The sequence below is a fragment of the Shewanella sp. KT0246 genome (assembly GCF_019654955.1).
GTDB lineage: Bacteria > Pseudomonadota > Gammaproteobacteria > Enterobacterales > Shewanellaceae > Shewanella > Shewanella goraebulensis.
This window is the reverse complement of the sequence record NZ_BPEV01000060.1, coordinates 1-16,440: the sequence shown is the minus strand read 5'-3', so window position 1 is coordinate 16,440 and position 16,440 is coordinate 1. Positions and strand designations below refer to the sequence as shown.

Here is a 16,440-nt window from a genome sequence, read left to right as displayed (position 1 = left end):
CAGTAAGTTAACTAAAATTCGTTTTATCATGACAGGTTTTTCACTGTTTTTGTTAGTGGTGTCGTTAGGGTTAGTAGCGTTTAAGGGATTTAACTGGGGGCTTGATTTCACTGGTGGCGTTGTCGCTGAAGTGCGAGTCGATGCGGCTTTACAAGCAGATCAAATTAAGGCTCATTTAGATCAAGAACTCAGTCAAGATGTGCAAGTGATGAAAGGCAGTGACAGTGGCCAGTGGATTATTCGCTATAGTCATGATGGTGAACTTGATACAGGAATTGCAGAGCAACTAGCCCCAATTAGCCAGAATGTTCAAGTCGATAGCCATAGTATTGTTGGACCACAAGTCGGACAAGAAATGGTTGAGCAAGGCAGTTTGGCAATTATAGCTTGTTTGTTGTTAATCATGGTCTATCTCAGCATGCGCTTTGATTGGCGCCTAGCGTCAGGAGCTCTAATCGCGTTAATGACTGATGTTGTGATTGTTTTGGGCGTATTTTCTTTATTGCAAATAGAATTTAATTTGACCGTACTAGCTGCGTTACTGGCTGTACTGGGTTACTCATTAAATGACTCGATTATTATTGCTGACAGGGTCAGAGAATTGATGCGTATGCGCCCTAACGGTCAAACTGAACCTATTATTAATGAAGCAGTTAAAGCGACCTTTTCAAGAACATTAGTGACTTCAGGTACGACACTTGTGACGGTTTCAAGTCTGTGGCTTCTTGCTGGAGATAGTTTGCAAGGTTTCTCTATCGCTTTATTTGTAGGCATAGTATGCGGCACCAGCTCATCTATTGCTTTAGGGGTGACATTACCTCAGCTATTTGGTTTAAAACCCGCAGATTACATTCCTCAATCTCTTGATATTGAGGAAAACTACTCATGACAAAGCTGTTTAAACAAGAGTGGTTACTGTTGATTGGGTTCTTGGCTGTCACTGTGTTCAAAAGTCAGTGGAATCAGGTATTACAAGGGGAGTTATTTTCGTTTTATGGTCTGTTAGTAAGCTCTTTTTTATTTATTGTAGTGTTAGCAACTATATTTGCTGTCGTACGTCACTCTGATGCTTTAGCCATAAAATTGGGTGATCCTTATGGGACCTTAATTTTAACCTTGTCGGTTATAACTCTAGAAGTGGTGATGATCTCATCCATTATGGTTACTGGTGATCCTAACCCTGTTTTAGCCAGAGACACCATGTTTGCGGTCATTATGGCGGTTTTAAATGGTTTGGTCGGGATAACCTTATTGATTGGTGGCATTAAGTATCGAACACAGAAATATAATGTGGATGGGATAAAATCATATTTAATCGGCATAATTCCACTCGCATTATTGTGTTTAGTCATGCCTAACTTTACCTCATCGGATGAATTTGGTTCGATGTCGTTGGCGATGACAGGAACTCTGATTATTGCTTCGATTGGATTGTATTGTACGTTTCTATTTATACAGACTCGTAGTCATACTCATTTTTTCATCGACAAAAATCATTTAGTTGAAGATGAAGATCATGGTCCATTGGGGTCTAATTTTTATCACTCTTTCTTTTTGATTGCGTATTTGATGGTGATTATTCTATTGTCGAAGAGTTTTGCGATTCCGGTTGAAGTTGGTATTGAGTTTTTAGACGCACCCATTGCGTTTGGTGGTTTGATAGTTGCGTTACTGGTGCTAGCACCAGAAGCTGTGGGGGCAATAAAAGCGGCATTGAATAATCAATTGCAGCGGGCGATGAACTTGTTTTTCGGTTCAGTGCTTGCCACCATCGCCTTGACAGTACCAACGGTTATTTTAATCAGTTATGTGATTAATCAACCATTACAACTTGGCTTAGCTAATGCTGAAATGGTGCTTCTATGCACTACGCTAATGATGACAGCTGTTAGTTTTAGTAGTGGCAGAACAAACTCATTGAATGGAGTTGCTCATCTAATTTTGTTTGTTGCTTATATTATTTTGATGTTTGAATAGTGGATTAATTAGCCATAAAAAAACCAGCTAAGCTGGTTTTTTTTATGGCTGTTTCATAGGAGTGTCACGTTATCACTCTTGACTGAGTTCTAGTAACTTTGGCAAGAACTTTTTATCAAGTCTTGCTATCTCAGTTTGCTCTTGTAAAACAGCATTCAGTATTTCATGGGTGGTTAAAGGGTTTGCTAATACAACTCTAAATACGGTTGTTGCTTGTCGTTGATATTTTGCAGGTTTAATTCGGGTACGGGAAACAAAAGATTTACCTTGCTCACGCTGATGTTTTTGAATGAATTGAGTTAACCCATCAAGTAACTTATTACATTTTGCAATGACATCAGTATCATTTCGATTGATAGCATCGGCAATAAATCCCTGTACTTCTTTCGGAACATATCGGTAAGTTAAAATACACAACTCAGGTTCAGTGATCAGTTCAAAATCTGAGTGTTGGTGAATCTTCTCTGCAAAATAGCGTGCTTTCTCAAGACTGTTATTGATCAGTATTTCATAACCATCACTACCGATAATTTGTAAGCAAGCATGCACTAACATCGCCATTCCAGGTCTTGAACCTTCCAATGTTTGGCTGCCTAAATCTTTAGAGCCAACGCGGAGTATGTACTCAGCATGGTGTGCAATTGCATGAGCCAGTTCAGGATCTTTAAATAACACCATGCCAGCCCCCATAGGGACATACATTTGTTTATGGGCATCAATAGTGACCGAATCAGCCAGTTCAATTCCATTCAGTAAATAACGGTACTTATCTGATAATAAACTGGCTCCGCCCCATGCTGCATCAACGTGGAAGTGGCATTGTAATTCTGCTGCAAGCTGAGCAAGTTCTGTTAAAGGATCAATATTTCCGGTTTCGGTAGTGCCTGCAACGCCAACAATTGCCATGACTTTAATGTTGTCAGCGGCGAGTATAGCTGCGGTTTGACGCATTTGTTCTACGTCAACTTTATTGTCAGCATTGGTTGGAATACTAATAATATTGTCGCGGCCAATGCCTAATAAATCTGCTGTTTTGCCAATTGAGTAGTGACCACGCTCTGACACTAGAATCGCTAAATCGTCATATCCGTAGTGTTTTAACGCGCGAGGTAAACCTTCACGGTTAATACCTTTAAAGTTGCCATCTGCTTTAAGTAATTGGTTTCGAGCTATCCATAAGGCGGTAATGTTGGCTACAGTGCCACCGGAACAAAATGCCCCTAGTGAATAATTCGCGCTGTGCATCCATTGGTCATAAAAACTATCGCTTTGATCAAAAATCAAATGGTGCATCATACCAAGTACTTGGCGCTCAAGGGGAGTGAAAGCTTTAGAAGTTTCAATTTTGACGAGGTTTTGATTTAAGCCAACCATCATTTTTGACAGCGGTAAGACAAAATAAGGCAGGGCAGAAGTCATATGGCCGATAAAGCTTGGCGCTGAAGTATGAACAGAGTGAGCTACTAGATTTTTCATGATTTCGTCAGTGTAATCAGAAACAAATCTAGGAGAGTCTGGAATTTTGTACGCACGAAAATCTTGTTCGATTAACGATAATGGCTTTTCTAAAGCCGCAATACTGTTACCTAAAAAGCCAGCTAAGTCTTCAGAAAGTTTCTGCTCAATAATACTCAGCGTTGATTCTGCATCTTCTGGAATGGTAAATATTCGTAGAAGGCTAGCTTCTGATGCTTGGGCTTGTCGGGAGTTCTTTACGGTCATGTAATCGTGCCATCATTTTTATTTTTCAGCCAAGAAGCATTAAAAGTGTATCTGTCTTCTTGGCAATTATGAGGGCTAACTTTACTTCATGGATTATTGGTCAGCAAGTTTTTGCTCCAAACGGACTGCTTTATAACGATAGTTTTAACGTTGCGGCGATATTTTGAGCGGTATTGACCAAATTCCCATGGGCATCAGCTAAAATATTATCTAATGGAGCCAGTGCTGGGATAATTGGGAATATTGCTGTCATGCCTTTCTCTAAAATGAGTTCGGCGCCTTGACCTAAACAGCCTGCAATACCAATCACAGGGATTTGTTGGTTTATGGCCTGTTGCATTACGCCCATTGGTGTTTTACCACTCAGAGTTTGGCTATCCATCCGACCTTCTCCAGTAATAACGATATTCGCCCCTTGCATTAACTCAGCAAGCTTCACTGTCTTAATGACGATGTCGACACCTGGTTGAAGTTCTGCATTCAGTAAAGTCATTACGCCATAGCCCATGCCGCCAGCAGCGCCAGCACCTGGATATGATGCCATGTCATCAGCAAGCTCTAATGTTGCTGTGCTATTGATGATATTCGCAAAGTGATTTAGCGTTTTGTCTAGTTCAATTACCATTTCAGGACTTGCCCCTTTTTGTGGACCAAAGACCGCCGATGCACCATTAGGACCGCAAAGTGGGTTATCGACATCACATGCCACTTCAATTTTACAATTAGCAATTAGAGGGTGCGCTGCTGAGCTGTCTATATGAGCTAATTGACTTAGCCCTGCAGCCCCATAGCCGATAGATGTGCCTTGAATGGTATTGAGTTTAAAACCTAATGCTTGTGCCATACCTGCGCCACCATCATTGGTTGCACTGCCGCCTAAACCCAAAATGATATGATTAATACCCTTATCAAGTGCATCACGAATAAGTTCCCCTGTGCCATAACTAGTGGTTAGCATAGGATTACGGTAATCACGTTCAATATGGTGTAAACCAGAAGCTTCTGCCATTTCGATCACAGCTGTAACGCTATCAGAGCTGCCGTCGGTGGCCCCCAATATGCCATATTGCGCTTTAACTGATTGTCCATCAGGCCCTGTGACTTGAAGAATTTCCATTTTGCCGCCAGTGGCGTCTACCATGGCTTGTACTGTGCCTTCGCCGCCATCGGCCATAGGCACTTTACAATATTCAGCATTAGGGAAGATATGTTTAAATCCTTCCTCTATTGCATTAGCAACACCTAATGCACTAAGGCTTTCTTTGAACGAGTCAGGGGCGATGACTATTTTCATATCAAATCTCGTGTTTAAAATTGACTAAAACGCCACCCAATAAAGGGTGGCTAGAATGGATAACAATTGCAGATTAAAGCAGTACTAAGCTCAAAATGTAAACCAAAGTCATAGCTGTTAAGCCTTGGACTAGTGTCGCCATTGTTTGGGCACGGTATGCCTGTTTAACACTCATGCGGCTAAATTGAGTGACTACCCAGAAAAAGCTGTCATTGGCGTGAGATACAGTCATTGCACCAGCACCAATTGCCATCACTGTGAGTACTCGTCCCATATCACTCGCTAAGCCAATATCGCCTAATAACGGAGCGACAAGTGCTGAAGTCGCAACCAAGGCAACAGTCGATGAGCCTTGTGCTGATTTAAGTGCTGCAGCTACGATGAATGGCATGAAAATACCGACACCAAGTGCAGATAAGCTACTACCTAGGAAGGTACCAATTTCTGTTGCTTTTAGCACTGCGCCAAATGCACCACCTGCACCTGTAATCAATAGTATTGGTGCAGCAACTACCAAGCCTTGGCTAATACGTTCACTGAACTCTTTAATTTTGTCTGAACTCTTTAACAACGGAATTGCTAGTAGTAAGCCAATCATTAACGCATTAACTGGCTGACCTAAAAACATCAAGATATCAAAAAGCGCTTCTTTACCTAACGGTGCAGATGGGAAGTTTGCAATTGAACCTAAGCAAATCAGTAAAATAGGTACAAAGATAGGTGCAAAAGCTTTTGTTGGGCTAGGCAGTTCGCCATAGCTTTGCTTTAAGGTTTCATAGTCTTCAAGCTGATCATTTAACTCAGCTGCGCCTTCACCATCAGGTTGCTCATTTGCAAATCGGTTAGCCCATAAAGTACCTGCAAGTGCTGCAATTGCTGCAACGAATACACCAATAGCAATGACTAAGCCCAGTTGGTTTTCGAGGCCTAAATTACCTGCTGCAGCAATAGGGCCAGGTGTTGGAGGAACAAATGTATGAGTTGCATATAAGCCCGTTGCGAGTGCAACACTCATTGAAACACTTGATACTTTCATTCTATTAGCCATTGACTGCTTAAGCGAGTTCAAAATGACGAAACCCGAGTCACAAAAGACGGGGATAGAGACAATATAACCAATAATGGACATGGTTAATGTTGGAAAGCGTTTTCCAAGCACTTTAATTACAACGTCGGCCATGGTGATGGCGGCGCCGCTTTTTTCAAGAATAGTACCGATAATAGTACCTAGCACGATAACAAGGCCGATATAGCCTAATATGCCACCAAAGCCTGTGGTGATAGTTTTAGCAATGTCTGCACTTGGCAAACCATAAGCAAAGGCGGCTAAAAAAGAAGCCAAAATAAGGGTTAAAAAGGGATGTAATTTAAATTTTGAAGTCGCAATAACAATAAATGCAATTACGCCAATTAATATCAAGATCATGCTCATGATAACGTCTCTGGTCAGGGTATAAAGATATGTTGTTTTTGTAGGCGTATTATTGAAAACTTACAGATTTATTTCTTTGTGCAAAAGCACAGATATTGCAAGGTTAAAAGATTTATAATTGTGCAATGACACATTAATTGTTGTTTGATGAGTGAGTTTTGACGCATTGAATTGTTCTTGGCTGGGAATAAGCTCTATAACATCAGGTTTGATGCATTATCTGGCCTAGATATAAATTGAGTAAATGATGAAATTCTTGCAAATTAGTGCCAGTGATTTGTTGAATTTTATCTAAACGATAGCGCAGGGTATTTCGATGGATGAACAAGACTTCAGCACATTGTTTGTGGTCGCCAATATGCTGAATATAAACTGATAAAGTCTTTTGTAGTACACCATTCTTATCAGCATCTACCAGCTTTAAATAGGGCGCTGAAAGGGCATCACCTCGCCAATGTTGCTTAAGACCTGTGAAAATAACTTGTAAGGCATAATCTTCGTATAAATATTTACTGCGTTCAGGGTTTATACTCTTACCTATCGCGAGTGTCTCTTTTGCCGTGCGGTAAGACTTTGCAATGCCTTCAATGCCAATAAAGAAATGACCTAAAGATATGTTGAGTTTCAATTCCATGTTGGCAGGAATGCGTTTTAATAGCTTATCAATTCGATGACTTTCAAGCTCAGGATCCCAGCGTTTTCCGTCAAGATAGGCTGGCTTTAAAATAACCAGTTGATTGAGTGATGTCATTGCTATGAGATTATCGCGGTCTGGATGCTGCAATAAATGGACTATTTGTTTTAGCGCTTGGTTGTTGTGAACTTGCTGTTGATTAGCAGACTCGATTTCGATAATGGCGACGACTCTCTCGACAGTGACATCAATCCCTAATTGGTGTCCCCAGTGGGTCAATTGATCTACATCTTTATCTTCTGCGCGAATGAGCTGTAGGATGAACTCTTCTTTTTGTCTATTTTGCCATTGCAATTGATCTTGCAAGTTAGCTTGTTCAACAATCATTTCGGCAGTCATTTTCAGTAGCTCACCGTATTGAGCTAACTCGCAAGGTTTACCAGTAATACCGATGACACCAACAATTTGCCCTTGATAGTGCAAAGGCAAGTTAAGGCCAGATTTTACCCCGTGTAAACTTGGAGCAATATCTTGGTTGATTTCAACATTTCGGTTTTGACTAATTGCCAGTAACGCCCCTTCATGTATAGCGCCGATACGCTCGTTAGAGCCAGAACCTAAAATTACCCCTTGGGCATTCATCACATTGATGTTGTGCCCAATGATTTTCATGGTTCTATCTACAATCCTGTTGGCGATTGCACTGTCAATTACATACATAGTTCACTCAAAAAACAGTAACAGTTTAAGCTGCTAACTGGTTAATTACTTGATAAAGCCAATAAAACAATAAACCGTAACTGGTAATTAAAGTCAATAAGGTTGCGAACTTAGCAAATGGTGGAACTTCAGATTGCTTTAGGCCGATATGACATAAAGCAATTGAAAAAATGCTAATAGGTGCGACGATAATACTTAGCGGCAATATGATAATTGCACCTGTCAGTAAAATTAATGCTGAGAATCGAGAAGGGGATTTCTTATTGGTTAGCGGCATGGGAATTAATGCTGTACCGATCGATAACACTACCACGCCAAGATAAAGCACAAACTGGGCAAATGATTCATATTGCATAATGAAGCCAATAAGTGCAGCTATCGGGACTAAAAGCGATACTGTGACATGTTTTTGGCTAAAAGAAGCTTGTACGTATTGACCAGAAAAATAGCAACAAGCCTGTACGATAGCGTTAATAAACGCAAACGCCATTAAGGCGATTAAAATAAGTATGCTGTCATTTGCAATAGTTGTGGTTGAAGCATAGGCAGGCAAGGTCAAAAATGACATGGCAATACCAGATAATATTTGGGGCTTTTTTTGCATAAGAAGTTGAGTCAAATTATTCACTTTGACAGAATTTTAATGGACATTGCTTAGAATAGCTTTTGTTAATTTAGCAATATGAAGTTATTTGTTGGTAAATGCGAATTCGGGCACAAAAAACGACAAAGCTTAACAAGACTATGTGTATTGCAGTAACAAAAAAGCCTGCATAAATGCAGGCTTTTAATCTATCAATTAGCGCTTATAACTTGTAGTTAACGCTTAGCATAATCATGTGTGCGGTGTAATCATGGCTGTTACTGCCAAAACTCATGACATTCCAGATGTTATCTGGAGCAATGTCGTTCGCTGCATCATTATCTAAGTATTTCTCAATTTTATAATCCAAACGTACCGCCATTTTCTCAGTGGCTTGATATTGACCGTATAAATTAACGTTATGCACTTTAGCAAAGTAATCACCATAGTCGCCGGTTACACCTTGGCGAACTTGAGTATTACTGTCTGATTCAGAGTAGGTGTAATCAAGACCTAAACGTAAACGGCTATCCATTAAGTTGTTATAACTTAAGTTGGCGCCCACTACATCAATAGTATCTTCGATATCAGCTTGCCAAGTTGGACCTGAGAACGTGCTGCTACCTGATTGCTGTGATTCAATAACCTGGTGATTATAGAATGCATTCAACATGACATCTTTATTGAACATGTAATTTACATTGATGTCGTAACTGGTGTCTTTCGACTCAGTTAAACCAATTTCGGTATCAGTGTAGTCATCTAGTGCATAACGTACGCCTAGATCTACAGTCAATGCCTCAATTGGTGTATGGCTTATGCGTGCTTCAACCATAGAGCGGTCACGATCTGCTAGGTAATATTTACGTAACAGGTCATTATTTTCAGATGAAGTCCACTCTGATGCTTGGTAATCAGAACCATCACGGTTACCAAAACTACCTTTTACCCACATATCCCAGTTTTCAAAACTGTTGACGCGGTAACGAGCCCAAAGTGTGCTTTCTTCTGTGACTTCACGTTCAGAGTAACTACGCTCATCACGCTTGTAATCAACTCCACCATCAAGTTTCATACCACGAGTAATACGGTAATCAGCTGCGATTTTTGCGCGATGTGTTGTTTGATCGTATGGCGTGTTGTATGCCACTTGACCGTTTACATCGTTGATGCTGATTTGAGTCCACTCTTCGATATTGGTGTTATTTTCGCGATCTGAGTAGTCGTAACTACCTGACACGCGCACACTGCGATTGATACGTGAAACTGCTTTTAATGTCATCCCAGTTAGGTCTACTTTCGCATCAACAGATTCTGTTGGTACGCTGTAACCATAGCCTGATGTCACTAAGTCTTGATCTTGGCTCATTTGACCAAACATCAAGCGACCACTTACCGCGGTTCCGTTTTCAGTATATTGGCCAAGCAGCGACACAATGTGCGATTCATTGTCTGGATCAAGTGCCATGTAACCACGTGTTTGAGCGCCAAACGTTGGGTTAAAGGCATTGTCGTAGCTTAGTTGGGCATTATCGTTTTTAAAGATAGAACCGTCATAGTTTAGGCTAGTGAACCAGTTTTTACCGCTAAACTTAATACCAGCATTAATGGTGTCAGTTGTGTAATCTACAGGTTCAGCAATCATCATAGATTGGTTGAAGAAGCTACCAGAAGCTGTTTTAGTTCCGGTTTTTTCTTCACGCTGATAATTAACGTAAGTAGTAAACATAGACTCAGTTTGATATTCGAAACCAAGACCAGCACGCTCACGTTTCAGTGAAAGCTCAAACGGGTTAAGACTGCTATATAACTCAGTCATACCATCAGTAGAACCAGCTGTTTGCCAGTTATCAGGTAAGGTTAAGTCTGAACCACCAATACCTTGGTAAGGGGAAACAACGCTGTTTGAGTCATAAGTAGCAATAGAGCGGTAGTTTAGGTTCAAGTTGTATTGACCTAATTTACCTACGTTCACATCTAAACGGCCATTGTCTAGACCTAAGTCAGTCGCTTCAACTTTAGCACGGTAACCAGACTCACCGATGTAATTAACATCAGCATCCAATTTAGGTGCAAATTCATTGTCGCTACCAAATGCGTTAGCTGAGTGAATGTCATCTTCGCTGTTGTAACCAACACCGACGTCAACACTACCAGTTACACCAGTTTCTACGGCACAACCTTTACAAACCCACTTGTCGAATTTTACTTTATCAGTATTGGCACTACCTACACCGTAACCATCGGCTGCCATTGCAAATCCTGCATTGGCAACTAACGCTAAGGTGATTAAATTCAGTTTAAATTTCATAGTCGTACATCCTTAACGCTGAAGTAATTTGCCAGAAGGGTGGTTAGAACCATGTACTTGGCTATGACAATTTAAACAACTGCGGCCACCAGTAAAGGCATTATCACCAACATTAGAACCCATACCTGTGTTCCCTAAGTAAGCATTACTTGCATGACCATCACTGGCATGACATTGCTGACATAGTTGTGGAGCACGAGTTTTTAGCATTCCTTCATTCACTGAACCATGTGGGTTATGACATGTTACACAGTTTTCAGTTACAGGCGCGTGTTCCCAAAGCTTAGGACCACGTTTTTCAGCGTGACATGAATAACAAGTCTCGTTCACACTTGGTTTAACCAGGTCTGAATCAGCCATGCTTCCATGAGGATTATGACAATCACTACAAGTCATTTGGTTCCACTGCATTGGATGACTTGAGCGTTTATTCATATCTGTTTTTTGTTTTGTATGACAGCTAGTACACACTTCCATTTCAGTCTTTTTAGACAGAATAGGATCGTTAGCTGTGTGTACGCTGTGACAAGAAGCACAAGCAACATCAGCATTGTCGTGATGGCTAGTATTCCAAGACATACGGTCATCATCTAAGTGACAACCCATACAAACACTGTTTTGTTTTTCTGGTGCTAAGGTAGAGTCAGGACCAAACGCGATAACTGGTTCGTTACCACCACGGTTATGTTTACCCATTGGACCATGACATGCTTCACATTGAAGGCCTGCCATTGGACTTTTTGATGATTCGATAGCGCCGTGAACACCTTTAAAGATATCCATGACTTTCTCAGAACGTCGGTGACACATTAAGCAAGAATCAGCACCTTTAGGTGAATAGCTGCCTTCTTCAAACTTTTTATCAAGAACGGCTTCAACTTCGTCAGGTGTCATTTTTGCATCCCACTTCGACGCGTAAGCCGAGTGAGACATCCCAAGAGATAACAGTACAACTGTCACAAATGTCGGGATGATAGAATTTAGTTTCATTTTGATTTTCATAGTTAGGCTTCCCAATCTAGCTCATGATGTAAATGCGATTTTTGTAAAGTAAGGGAGAAGCAAGCTTCTCCCTTATTTGAAATTACATGTTCACCTGAGTGTGATCGAAAATGGTAGGCTTATGACAAGCCATACAGAACTCAACTTGTGCAGAAGCATTTGCATCTTCATAAGAACCGTTCACAACAGCTCCTTGACCTTCAGCATGGGCCTTGATTTCATCGAATCCATGACACGATGCACAAGTTGCTGTGATAGGCGTAGTGTATGCGCCAGCTGAAGTTGCTAAAGCACCTTTCAGTTTGAATGCATCAAGATTGAAATCATTATGACACTGTGCACAGTCGCCAACGATACCTTGCTCACCATGGACACTATGAAGTTTCATTTCAAGTGCACCTTGGTTTCCGCCTGATGCATATGTGCCATCTGGAGTATGACAAGTCACACAGCCATCAACACCAACAACAACTTCACCATCAGCATTTTCACGACCTAGTTGTTCAGTCATTACGAAACCAGCATGGTAGCCTTTATGAATCTCGAAAGTTTCACCGTGACAGTTTTCACAAGTATTGAATGCAACAGAGTCTGTATGACGCATGCTAGGCGCTTCGCCTGAAAGCGTGCCAAATACTAAATCTGCTTTCATACTAGTTGTTGCGATATCTTCGCCACATTCAACTGGGCTAGTTCCATCGTTACACATTTCTAAACCGATGAAGCTGAATGCTGTATCAGTATCTTGCATACCCGCAGGTGAGTACTCACCGAATGGTAAAGAAGGAATAGTGTATTCAATGTTTCCAGCAACAACTGTTACATCAGTACCAAGTTCGCCATCTCTAACTAAATCGTAAGCTACTTTAGCTAGACCCGTTCCTGGGCTTGCGTTGTAACCCATGATAGGGAAGTTAGGACCAACGTTAGTGATAGTTTCAATACGCTGAATCTTGCTTACTAAAGTTGAAGCGTCGATAGCTGTTCCAGCTGCATCAGTAATAGATACTGATAGGGTTGCTGAAGTATCAGTGTTAACTGTTAGCGTTGAAGTCATGCCATACATGTCAATGAAGGCTTTCTTCTCAACGAAAGGACCTGTGTGAATTTCTTCAGTCCAGCTTGCGTTATGACAAGCAATACAGTTTGAATTGTCAGATTGTTGTGAGTGACCTTCACCAGCAACAAAATCAATTCCAGTGTGACAACTTGTACACGTTTCCATGGTTGGAATACGAGTCCAGTTGCCCCATTCAGTTAATTCTTCGGACTCAACGTGACAAGTTTGACAATTGTCTTGAACGATAGCGTGTGCTGTTTCAGCAGTGTAATCGTTACGACCCCAAACTTTGTTTGAGTTATGTACGTTATGCACTAAGTGAGCGAATGCCACTTCAGGCTTACCGCGTCCATCAGCCCACTCTTGGGTATGACAAGTAATACAAGTCTCAACAGTCGTCGCTTTGTGATAAATTTTCTCACCTTCAGCATGACAGCTTGCACATACTTCATGAGATACGATGTTCTTGGTGTATTGAGCTTGGTAGCCTTCACCATCAAAGTCAGCAACAATTTCACTAACAGGAACAGTGGTAACACCGTCTAATAAAGTTGAAGCTTCAGCAACTACGTTAAAACGTTGAGTTAATTCAGTATTGAATGTCTCAGTGTCGAAGCTTTCGAAAGTGAAGTCATAGCTACCATTTTTGTTATCAACAAAAGTTGAGCTAGAGCCAAGCTTCTGCCAGTTTGCGCTATTACCAGCACCACTAGCCCCTGCAGGGATAAGTTGGGCAGCATTTTCAATTGAAAAATCTTTAAGGCCAACAACGACTTCATCATCTTCGTTTGTCGCATAAACTTTTACGGTAGGGATGTTGTCAGCGTAAGTAACAGACAGCACTTCAAGCTTTAGCTGTTCAATTGCTTCTGCTGGAGTACCGCCAGGAAGACCTGGGTTTCCATCTTTACCATCATCACCGTCACTGCCACAGCCTGTTAAGGCTAAGCTGACTGCACTTGCTACAAGCATCAGTGCAATTTTAGAATTTTTCTTGTTCATCATTTGTCCCTGCATAATAAGACATCGCTTAAATTTGACGTGGCTTTTTATTTTGCCTAGATACGTAGTCTATTGAGTCAATTTAGCTTTTTTGGGTTTTTAAATTCATCAATTACAAGATTAATCCACAACTAGAGAAAAATCTTTATATCTAGACTGATACTGTGAAGCAGATCGGTCTATTTCTAAAGAGGTATACATTTTCTCAAGCAAACCTTGTTTTATTAGCTTAAAGCAAAAAAGAGCCGCACGATGGCGACTCTTTATTTTACTCATTAATCTTTATTGTCCACCCCAATCGGAGTGAGCTTCAAGAATCTGACTATCATTGTGACAAGTTGAACAGGTTTCAATTCCTTTCAACGAATCATAATCAGCTTCTGGTACACCTAATGAGTCAATTGTACCGACAACACCACCATTTGTTTCAATATGTTGGATAGTCGATTCACTTAATCCATAAGGAGGAACGTGACAGCTAACACAAGCCGCAGTTTGCGGTGATACTACTAGCAAACCAACGTCATCTTTACCGAAGGCTACTGGAGTAGAATCAGCTGTGATGCCTTGGATAGAGAAGCCATCATCACCGTGACATGCTTGACATTCAGTTTTCTTAAAGAATAAAGAACCACTTGAATCGTAAACATAGTGTTTAGAGTGAACTTTAGTCGCTAAGTTAGATGCTTCGCCACCTGAAGTCGCACGAGTTCCGTTATGACAAGAAGCACAACCATCGATGTCATTTGTATAACGGTGAGTGATTTGCGTAGTGTGACATTGCTGACAATCAGCCATTTCTGCATGTTGCATACGTGGAGACTCTTCAACAACCGTACCGTCTAAGTTGAAGTAGAAAGTATCAGAAGTGACATAAGGAGCGTCTTGATCACCAGCATCAAGTTCAGCTTCATCACAGTATTCAATAACACCTTTACCTGAACAAACATGGATTTGACTGCTTAACGCGATTGTTGAGCCAGCATCGATTAGTGTCGCAATTTCAAAGTCATCAGCACTGATCGTTGCTGTGATTGAACCATCAGCTTGTTCAGTGAAAGTATCGTAACCAACTTTCTGATAGTTAACTAAGAAATCGTCAGTTAATACGCCATTGATAACGATTGCACTGTTATAGCCGCCGTACTGATATGGGCGAGGGTCAATTTGATTAATCGCTACGAATTCATCACCATTTTTAACCGTGAAGTTAACTAGGATTTCAGAAGCGTCATCAGCTACTGTCATAGTGTTAAATTCAACTTTAAGCGTTGTCGCTAAGAAGTTGCTGTTTAACCCATAATGAGCTTCTTCAGCGCCACGTCCACTGCCGTCATTTGTATGGCAATCTAAACAGTTATTACCCTGTCTGTGTGAAGAAGGAACACCAGCGGCTTCAGCTGCAGGACTTGGACTATGACAGCTCCAACATGCAGTTGTATCAACATCGGCTTTCCAGCTATCAGTTAAGTTGAAGTCTTCATTCGGGTTATGACAAGTTAAACAGTTCGAAGTCATTTGCGGGTAAACACCAGCGTCAGAGAAGTTCGCAGTATTATGGATGCTGTGAACCATACCTTTGATCGAACCATCGTATTCGTATGCTTCACCAATCGGATTACCGTCTGCATCAGTATCTTGCTTACTGTAGCTGTTATAATCCGTGTGACAGAAAGAACAGGCTTCTTCTGTATTATGCTTACTGCCATGCATTGATAACTCACCAGCTTGTCCAGCTCGGTGACATGTTTGACAGTCTGAATTTGCAAGGATTTGTAGCGGTTTTTCAACTTCTACATCTGTTGCTGGTACCCAGTAGAAAAAACTGTTGTTAACAAGTGTTTGCGCACTGTTATTAGTGGTTTTAATAGACATGTAAACGCCGTTAGTCGCATCTGCCATGTAATCATATTTTTCTAAGGTATCAATCGCTTTATCGATTGTGATTGAGTAGCTACCATCTTTGTTATCGACAAAGCAGTCTTCACATTCACTTTTACTGCCATCAAAATAGCTAGAGCCAGTAAAGTAACCATCACCTTTATCTTTGTTGAAGTAGCTTAACCAAATCTGTCTATCGACACTTGGGTTAACGATTTCATCTTCGCCGGGCTCAACAGCTGAACCAACTCGACCAAAAGAAATAGCAGCAAGATCTGCTTGAGTTAAACCAATAACCGCAACACCATTAGCATCAGCTAACTTAAAGTCAACAGTTAAGAATTGGTTTTCATCAACGCTAGCAGTTGTAATAGTACTTGTTAATGCTGATACCGAACCAATTGGTTTTCCAACAGTGCCATCTTCACCATCTTCACCATCAGTTCCGTCACTGCCACAGCCGGTAAGTGCTACAGCCAATAGGCCAGCACTAAATACCGCTTTAGCAGTAGTATTGAAATTGAATTTTTTCATCATTGTTCCCTGCAAGAGATTTTTGTTTTAACTTGATTCTTCATCATAAAATCAAGTGTATGGTTCATATCCAAGCTTAATTATGACCTCTTCCATTTTATTAAGTTAGCTCTTAAATCACTGTGATTTAGATCTTACTATTCCGAAAGAGGTATTACTAAATTCTACAATTTGAAAGTTAAAATGTTGAAATTGTAAAAAGCAAAAGTCACTTGTTTTGCAAATGTTGCACATCAGTGCTGTCTGCTGTTTAAAAAAAGTCTTCGATATAATCAATTCCAGTAAGCT

The 16,440-nt window shown here is 40.8% G+C and carries 11 protein-coding genes; 2 read left to right on the top strand and 9 right to left on the bottom strand.

The genetic code is table 11. From position 1 onward, the window contains the following. Both secF and K5Q58_RS19550 read left to right on the top strand, forming a co-directional pair. Positions 1 to 889 (top strand): protein translocase subunit SecF (gene secF / locus K5Q58_RS19555; protein ID WP_220755533.1); only part of this gene is annotated, 889 nt, incomplete at its 5' end. Further along, positions 886 to 1,977: a calcium:proton antiporter gene (locus K5Q58_RS19550; RefSeq protein ID WP_220755532.1), complete on the top strand. Its 1,092-nt coding sequence runs from the start codon at positions 886 to 888 to the stop codon at positions 1,975 to 1,977. The genes secF and K5Q58_RS19550, both read left to right, overlap by 4 nt. 72 nt (positions 1,978 to 2,049) lie before the next feature. Here K5Q58_RS19550 and panP read toward each other — a convergent pair whose 3' ends face one another. The 9 genes from panP to K5Q58_RS19505 all read right to left on the bottom strand — a co-directional run bounded on the left by panP (position 2,050) and on the right by K5Q58_RS19505 (position 16,152). Further along, positions 2,050 to 3,699, bottom strand: coding sequence for a pyridoxal-dependent aspartate 1-decarboxylase PanP (gene panP / locus K5Q58_RS19545; protein WP_220755531.1), 1,650 nt, complete (start codon positions 3,697 to 3,699; stop codon positions 2,050 to 2,052). Positions 3,700 to 3,829: 130 nt separating this feature from the next. After that, positions 3,830 to 4,993 carry a glycerate kinase gene (locus K5Q58_RS19540; RefSeq protein ID WP_220755530.1) on the bottom strand — a complete coding sequence of 388 codons (1,164 nt, stop codon included), beginning with the start codon at positions 4,991 to 4,993 and terminating at the stop codon, positions 3,830 to 3,832. 73 nt (positions 4,994 to 5,066) lie between these two features. Next, positions 5,067 to 6,425, bottom strand: a complete 1,359-nt coding sequence (locus K5Q58_RS19535; RefSeq protein WP_220755529.1) for a GntP family permease — start codon at positions 6,423 to 6,425, stop codon at positions 5,067 to 5,069. Positions 6,426 to 6,627: 202 nt separating this feature from the next. After that, positions 6,628 to 7,779 (bottom strand): sugar diacid recognition domain-containing protein, encoded by a 1,152-nt coding sequence (locus K5Q58_RS19530; RefSeq protein WP_220755528.1) that lies wholly within the window; start codon positions 7,777 to 7,779, stop codon positions 6,628 to 6,630. A 25-nt stretch (positions 7,780 to 7,804) separates the two neighbouring features. After that, complete coding sequence (locus K5Q58_RS19525) at positions 7,805 to 8,398, bottom strand: hypothetical protein (protein ID WP_220755527.1); 594 nt, start codon at positions 8,396 to 8,398, stop codon at positions 7,805 to 7,807. 187 nt (positions 8,399 to 8,585) lie between these two features. Then, entirely contained in the window at positions 8,586 to 10,673 is a 2,088-nt protein-coding gene (locus K5Q58_RS19520; protein ID WP_220755526.1) for an MtrB/PioB family decaheme-associated outer membrane protein, read from the bottom strand. A 12-nt stretch (positions 10,674 to 10,685) separates the two neighbouring features. Next, positions 10,686 to 11,606, bottom strand: coding sequence for a DmsE family decaheme c-type cytochrome (locus K5Q58_RS19515; protein ID WP_374758529.1), 921 nt, complete (start codon positions 11,604 to 11,606; stop codon positions 10,686 to 10,688). Between the two features lie 151 nt (positions 11,607 to 11,757). Continuing rightward, the gene (locus K5Q58_RS19510) at positions 11,758 to 13,740 is read right to left on the bottom strand and encodes an OmcA/MtrC family decaheme c-type cytochrome (protein WP_220755524.1); all 1,983 of its coding nucleotides are present in this window, start codon (positions 13,738 to 13,740) and stop codon (positions 11,758 to 11,760) included. A 279-nt stretch (positions 13,741 to 14,019) separates the two neighbouring features. Next, on the bottom strand, positions 14,020 to 16,152 hold the full coding sequence (locus tag K5Q58_RS19505) for an OmcA/MtrC family decaheme c-type cytochrome (protein WP_220755523.1): 2,133 nt from the start codon (positions 16,150 to 16,152) through the stop codon (positions 14,020 to 14,022). Positions 16,153 to 16,440 lie beyond the last annotated feature (288 nt).

What these genes read in the sequence shown, in the direction of transcription:
- K5Q58_RS19520 (WP_220755526.1), bottom strand. Translation starts at nt 10,673, where the DNA reads ATGAAATTTAAACTGAATTTAATCACCTTAGCGTTAGTTGCCAATGCA.
- K5Q58_RS19535 (WP_220755529.1), bottom strand. Translation starts at nt 6,425, where the DNA reads ATGAGCATGATCTTGATATTAATTGGCGTAATTGCATTTATTGTTATT.
- panP (WP_220755531.1), bottom strand. Translation starts at nt 3,699, where the DNA reads ATGACCGTAAAGAACTCCCGACAAGCCCAAGCATCAGAAGCTAGCCTT.
- K5Q58_RS19505 (WP_220755523.1), bottom strand. Translation starts at nt 16,152, where the DNA reads ATGAAAAAATTCAATTTCAATACTACTGCTAAAGCGGTATTTAGTGCT.
- K5Q58_RS19540 (WP_220755530.1), bottom strand. Translation starts at nt 4,993, where the DNA reads ATGAAAATAGTCATCGCCCCTGACTCGTTCAAAGAAAGCCTTAGTGCA.
- K5Q58_RS19515 (WP_374758529.1), bottom strand. Translation starts at nt 11,606, where the DNA reads ATGTCTCACTCGGCTTACGCGTCGAAGTGGGATGCAAAAATGACACCT.
- K5Q58_RS19530 (WP_220755528.1), bottom strand. Translation starts at nt 7,779, where the DNA reads ATGTATGTAATTGACAGTGCAATCGCCAACAGGATTGTAGATAGAACC.
- K5Q58_RS19510 (WP_220755524.1), bottom strand. Translation starts at nt 13,740, where the DNA reads ATGATGAACAAGAAAAATTCTAAAATTGCACTGATGCTTGTAGCAAGT.
- K5Q58_RS19550 (WP_220755532.1), top strand. Translation starts at nt 886, where the DNA reads ATGACAAAGCTGTTTAAACAAGAGTGGTTACTGTTGATTGGGTTCTTG.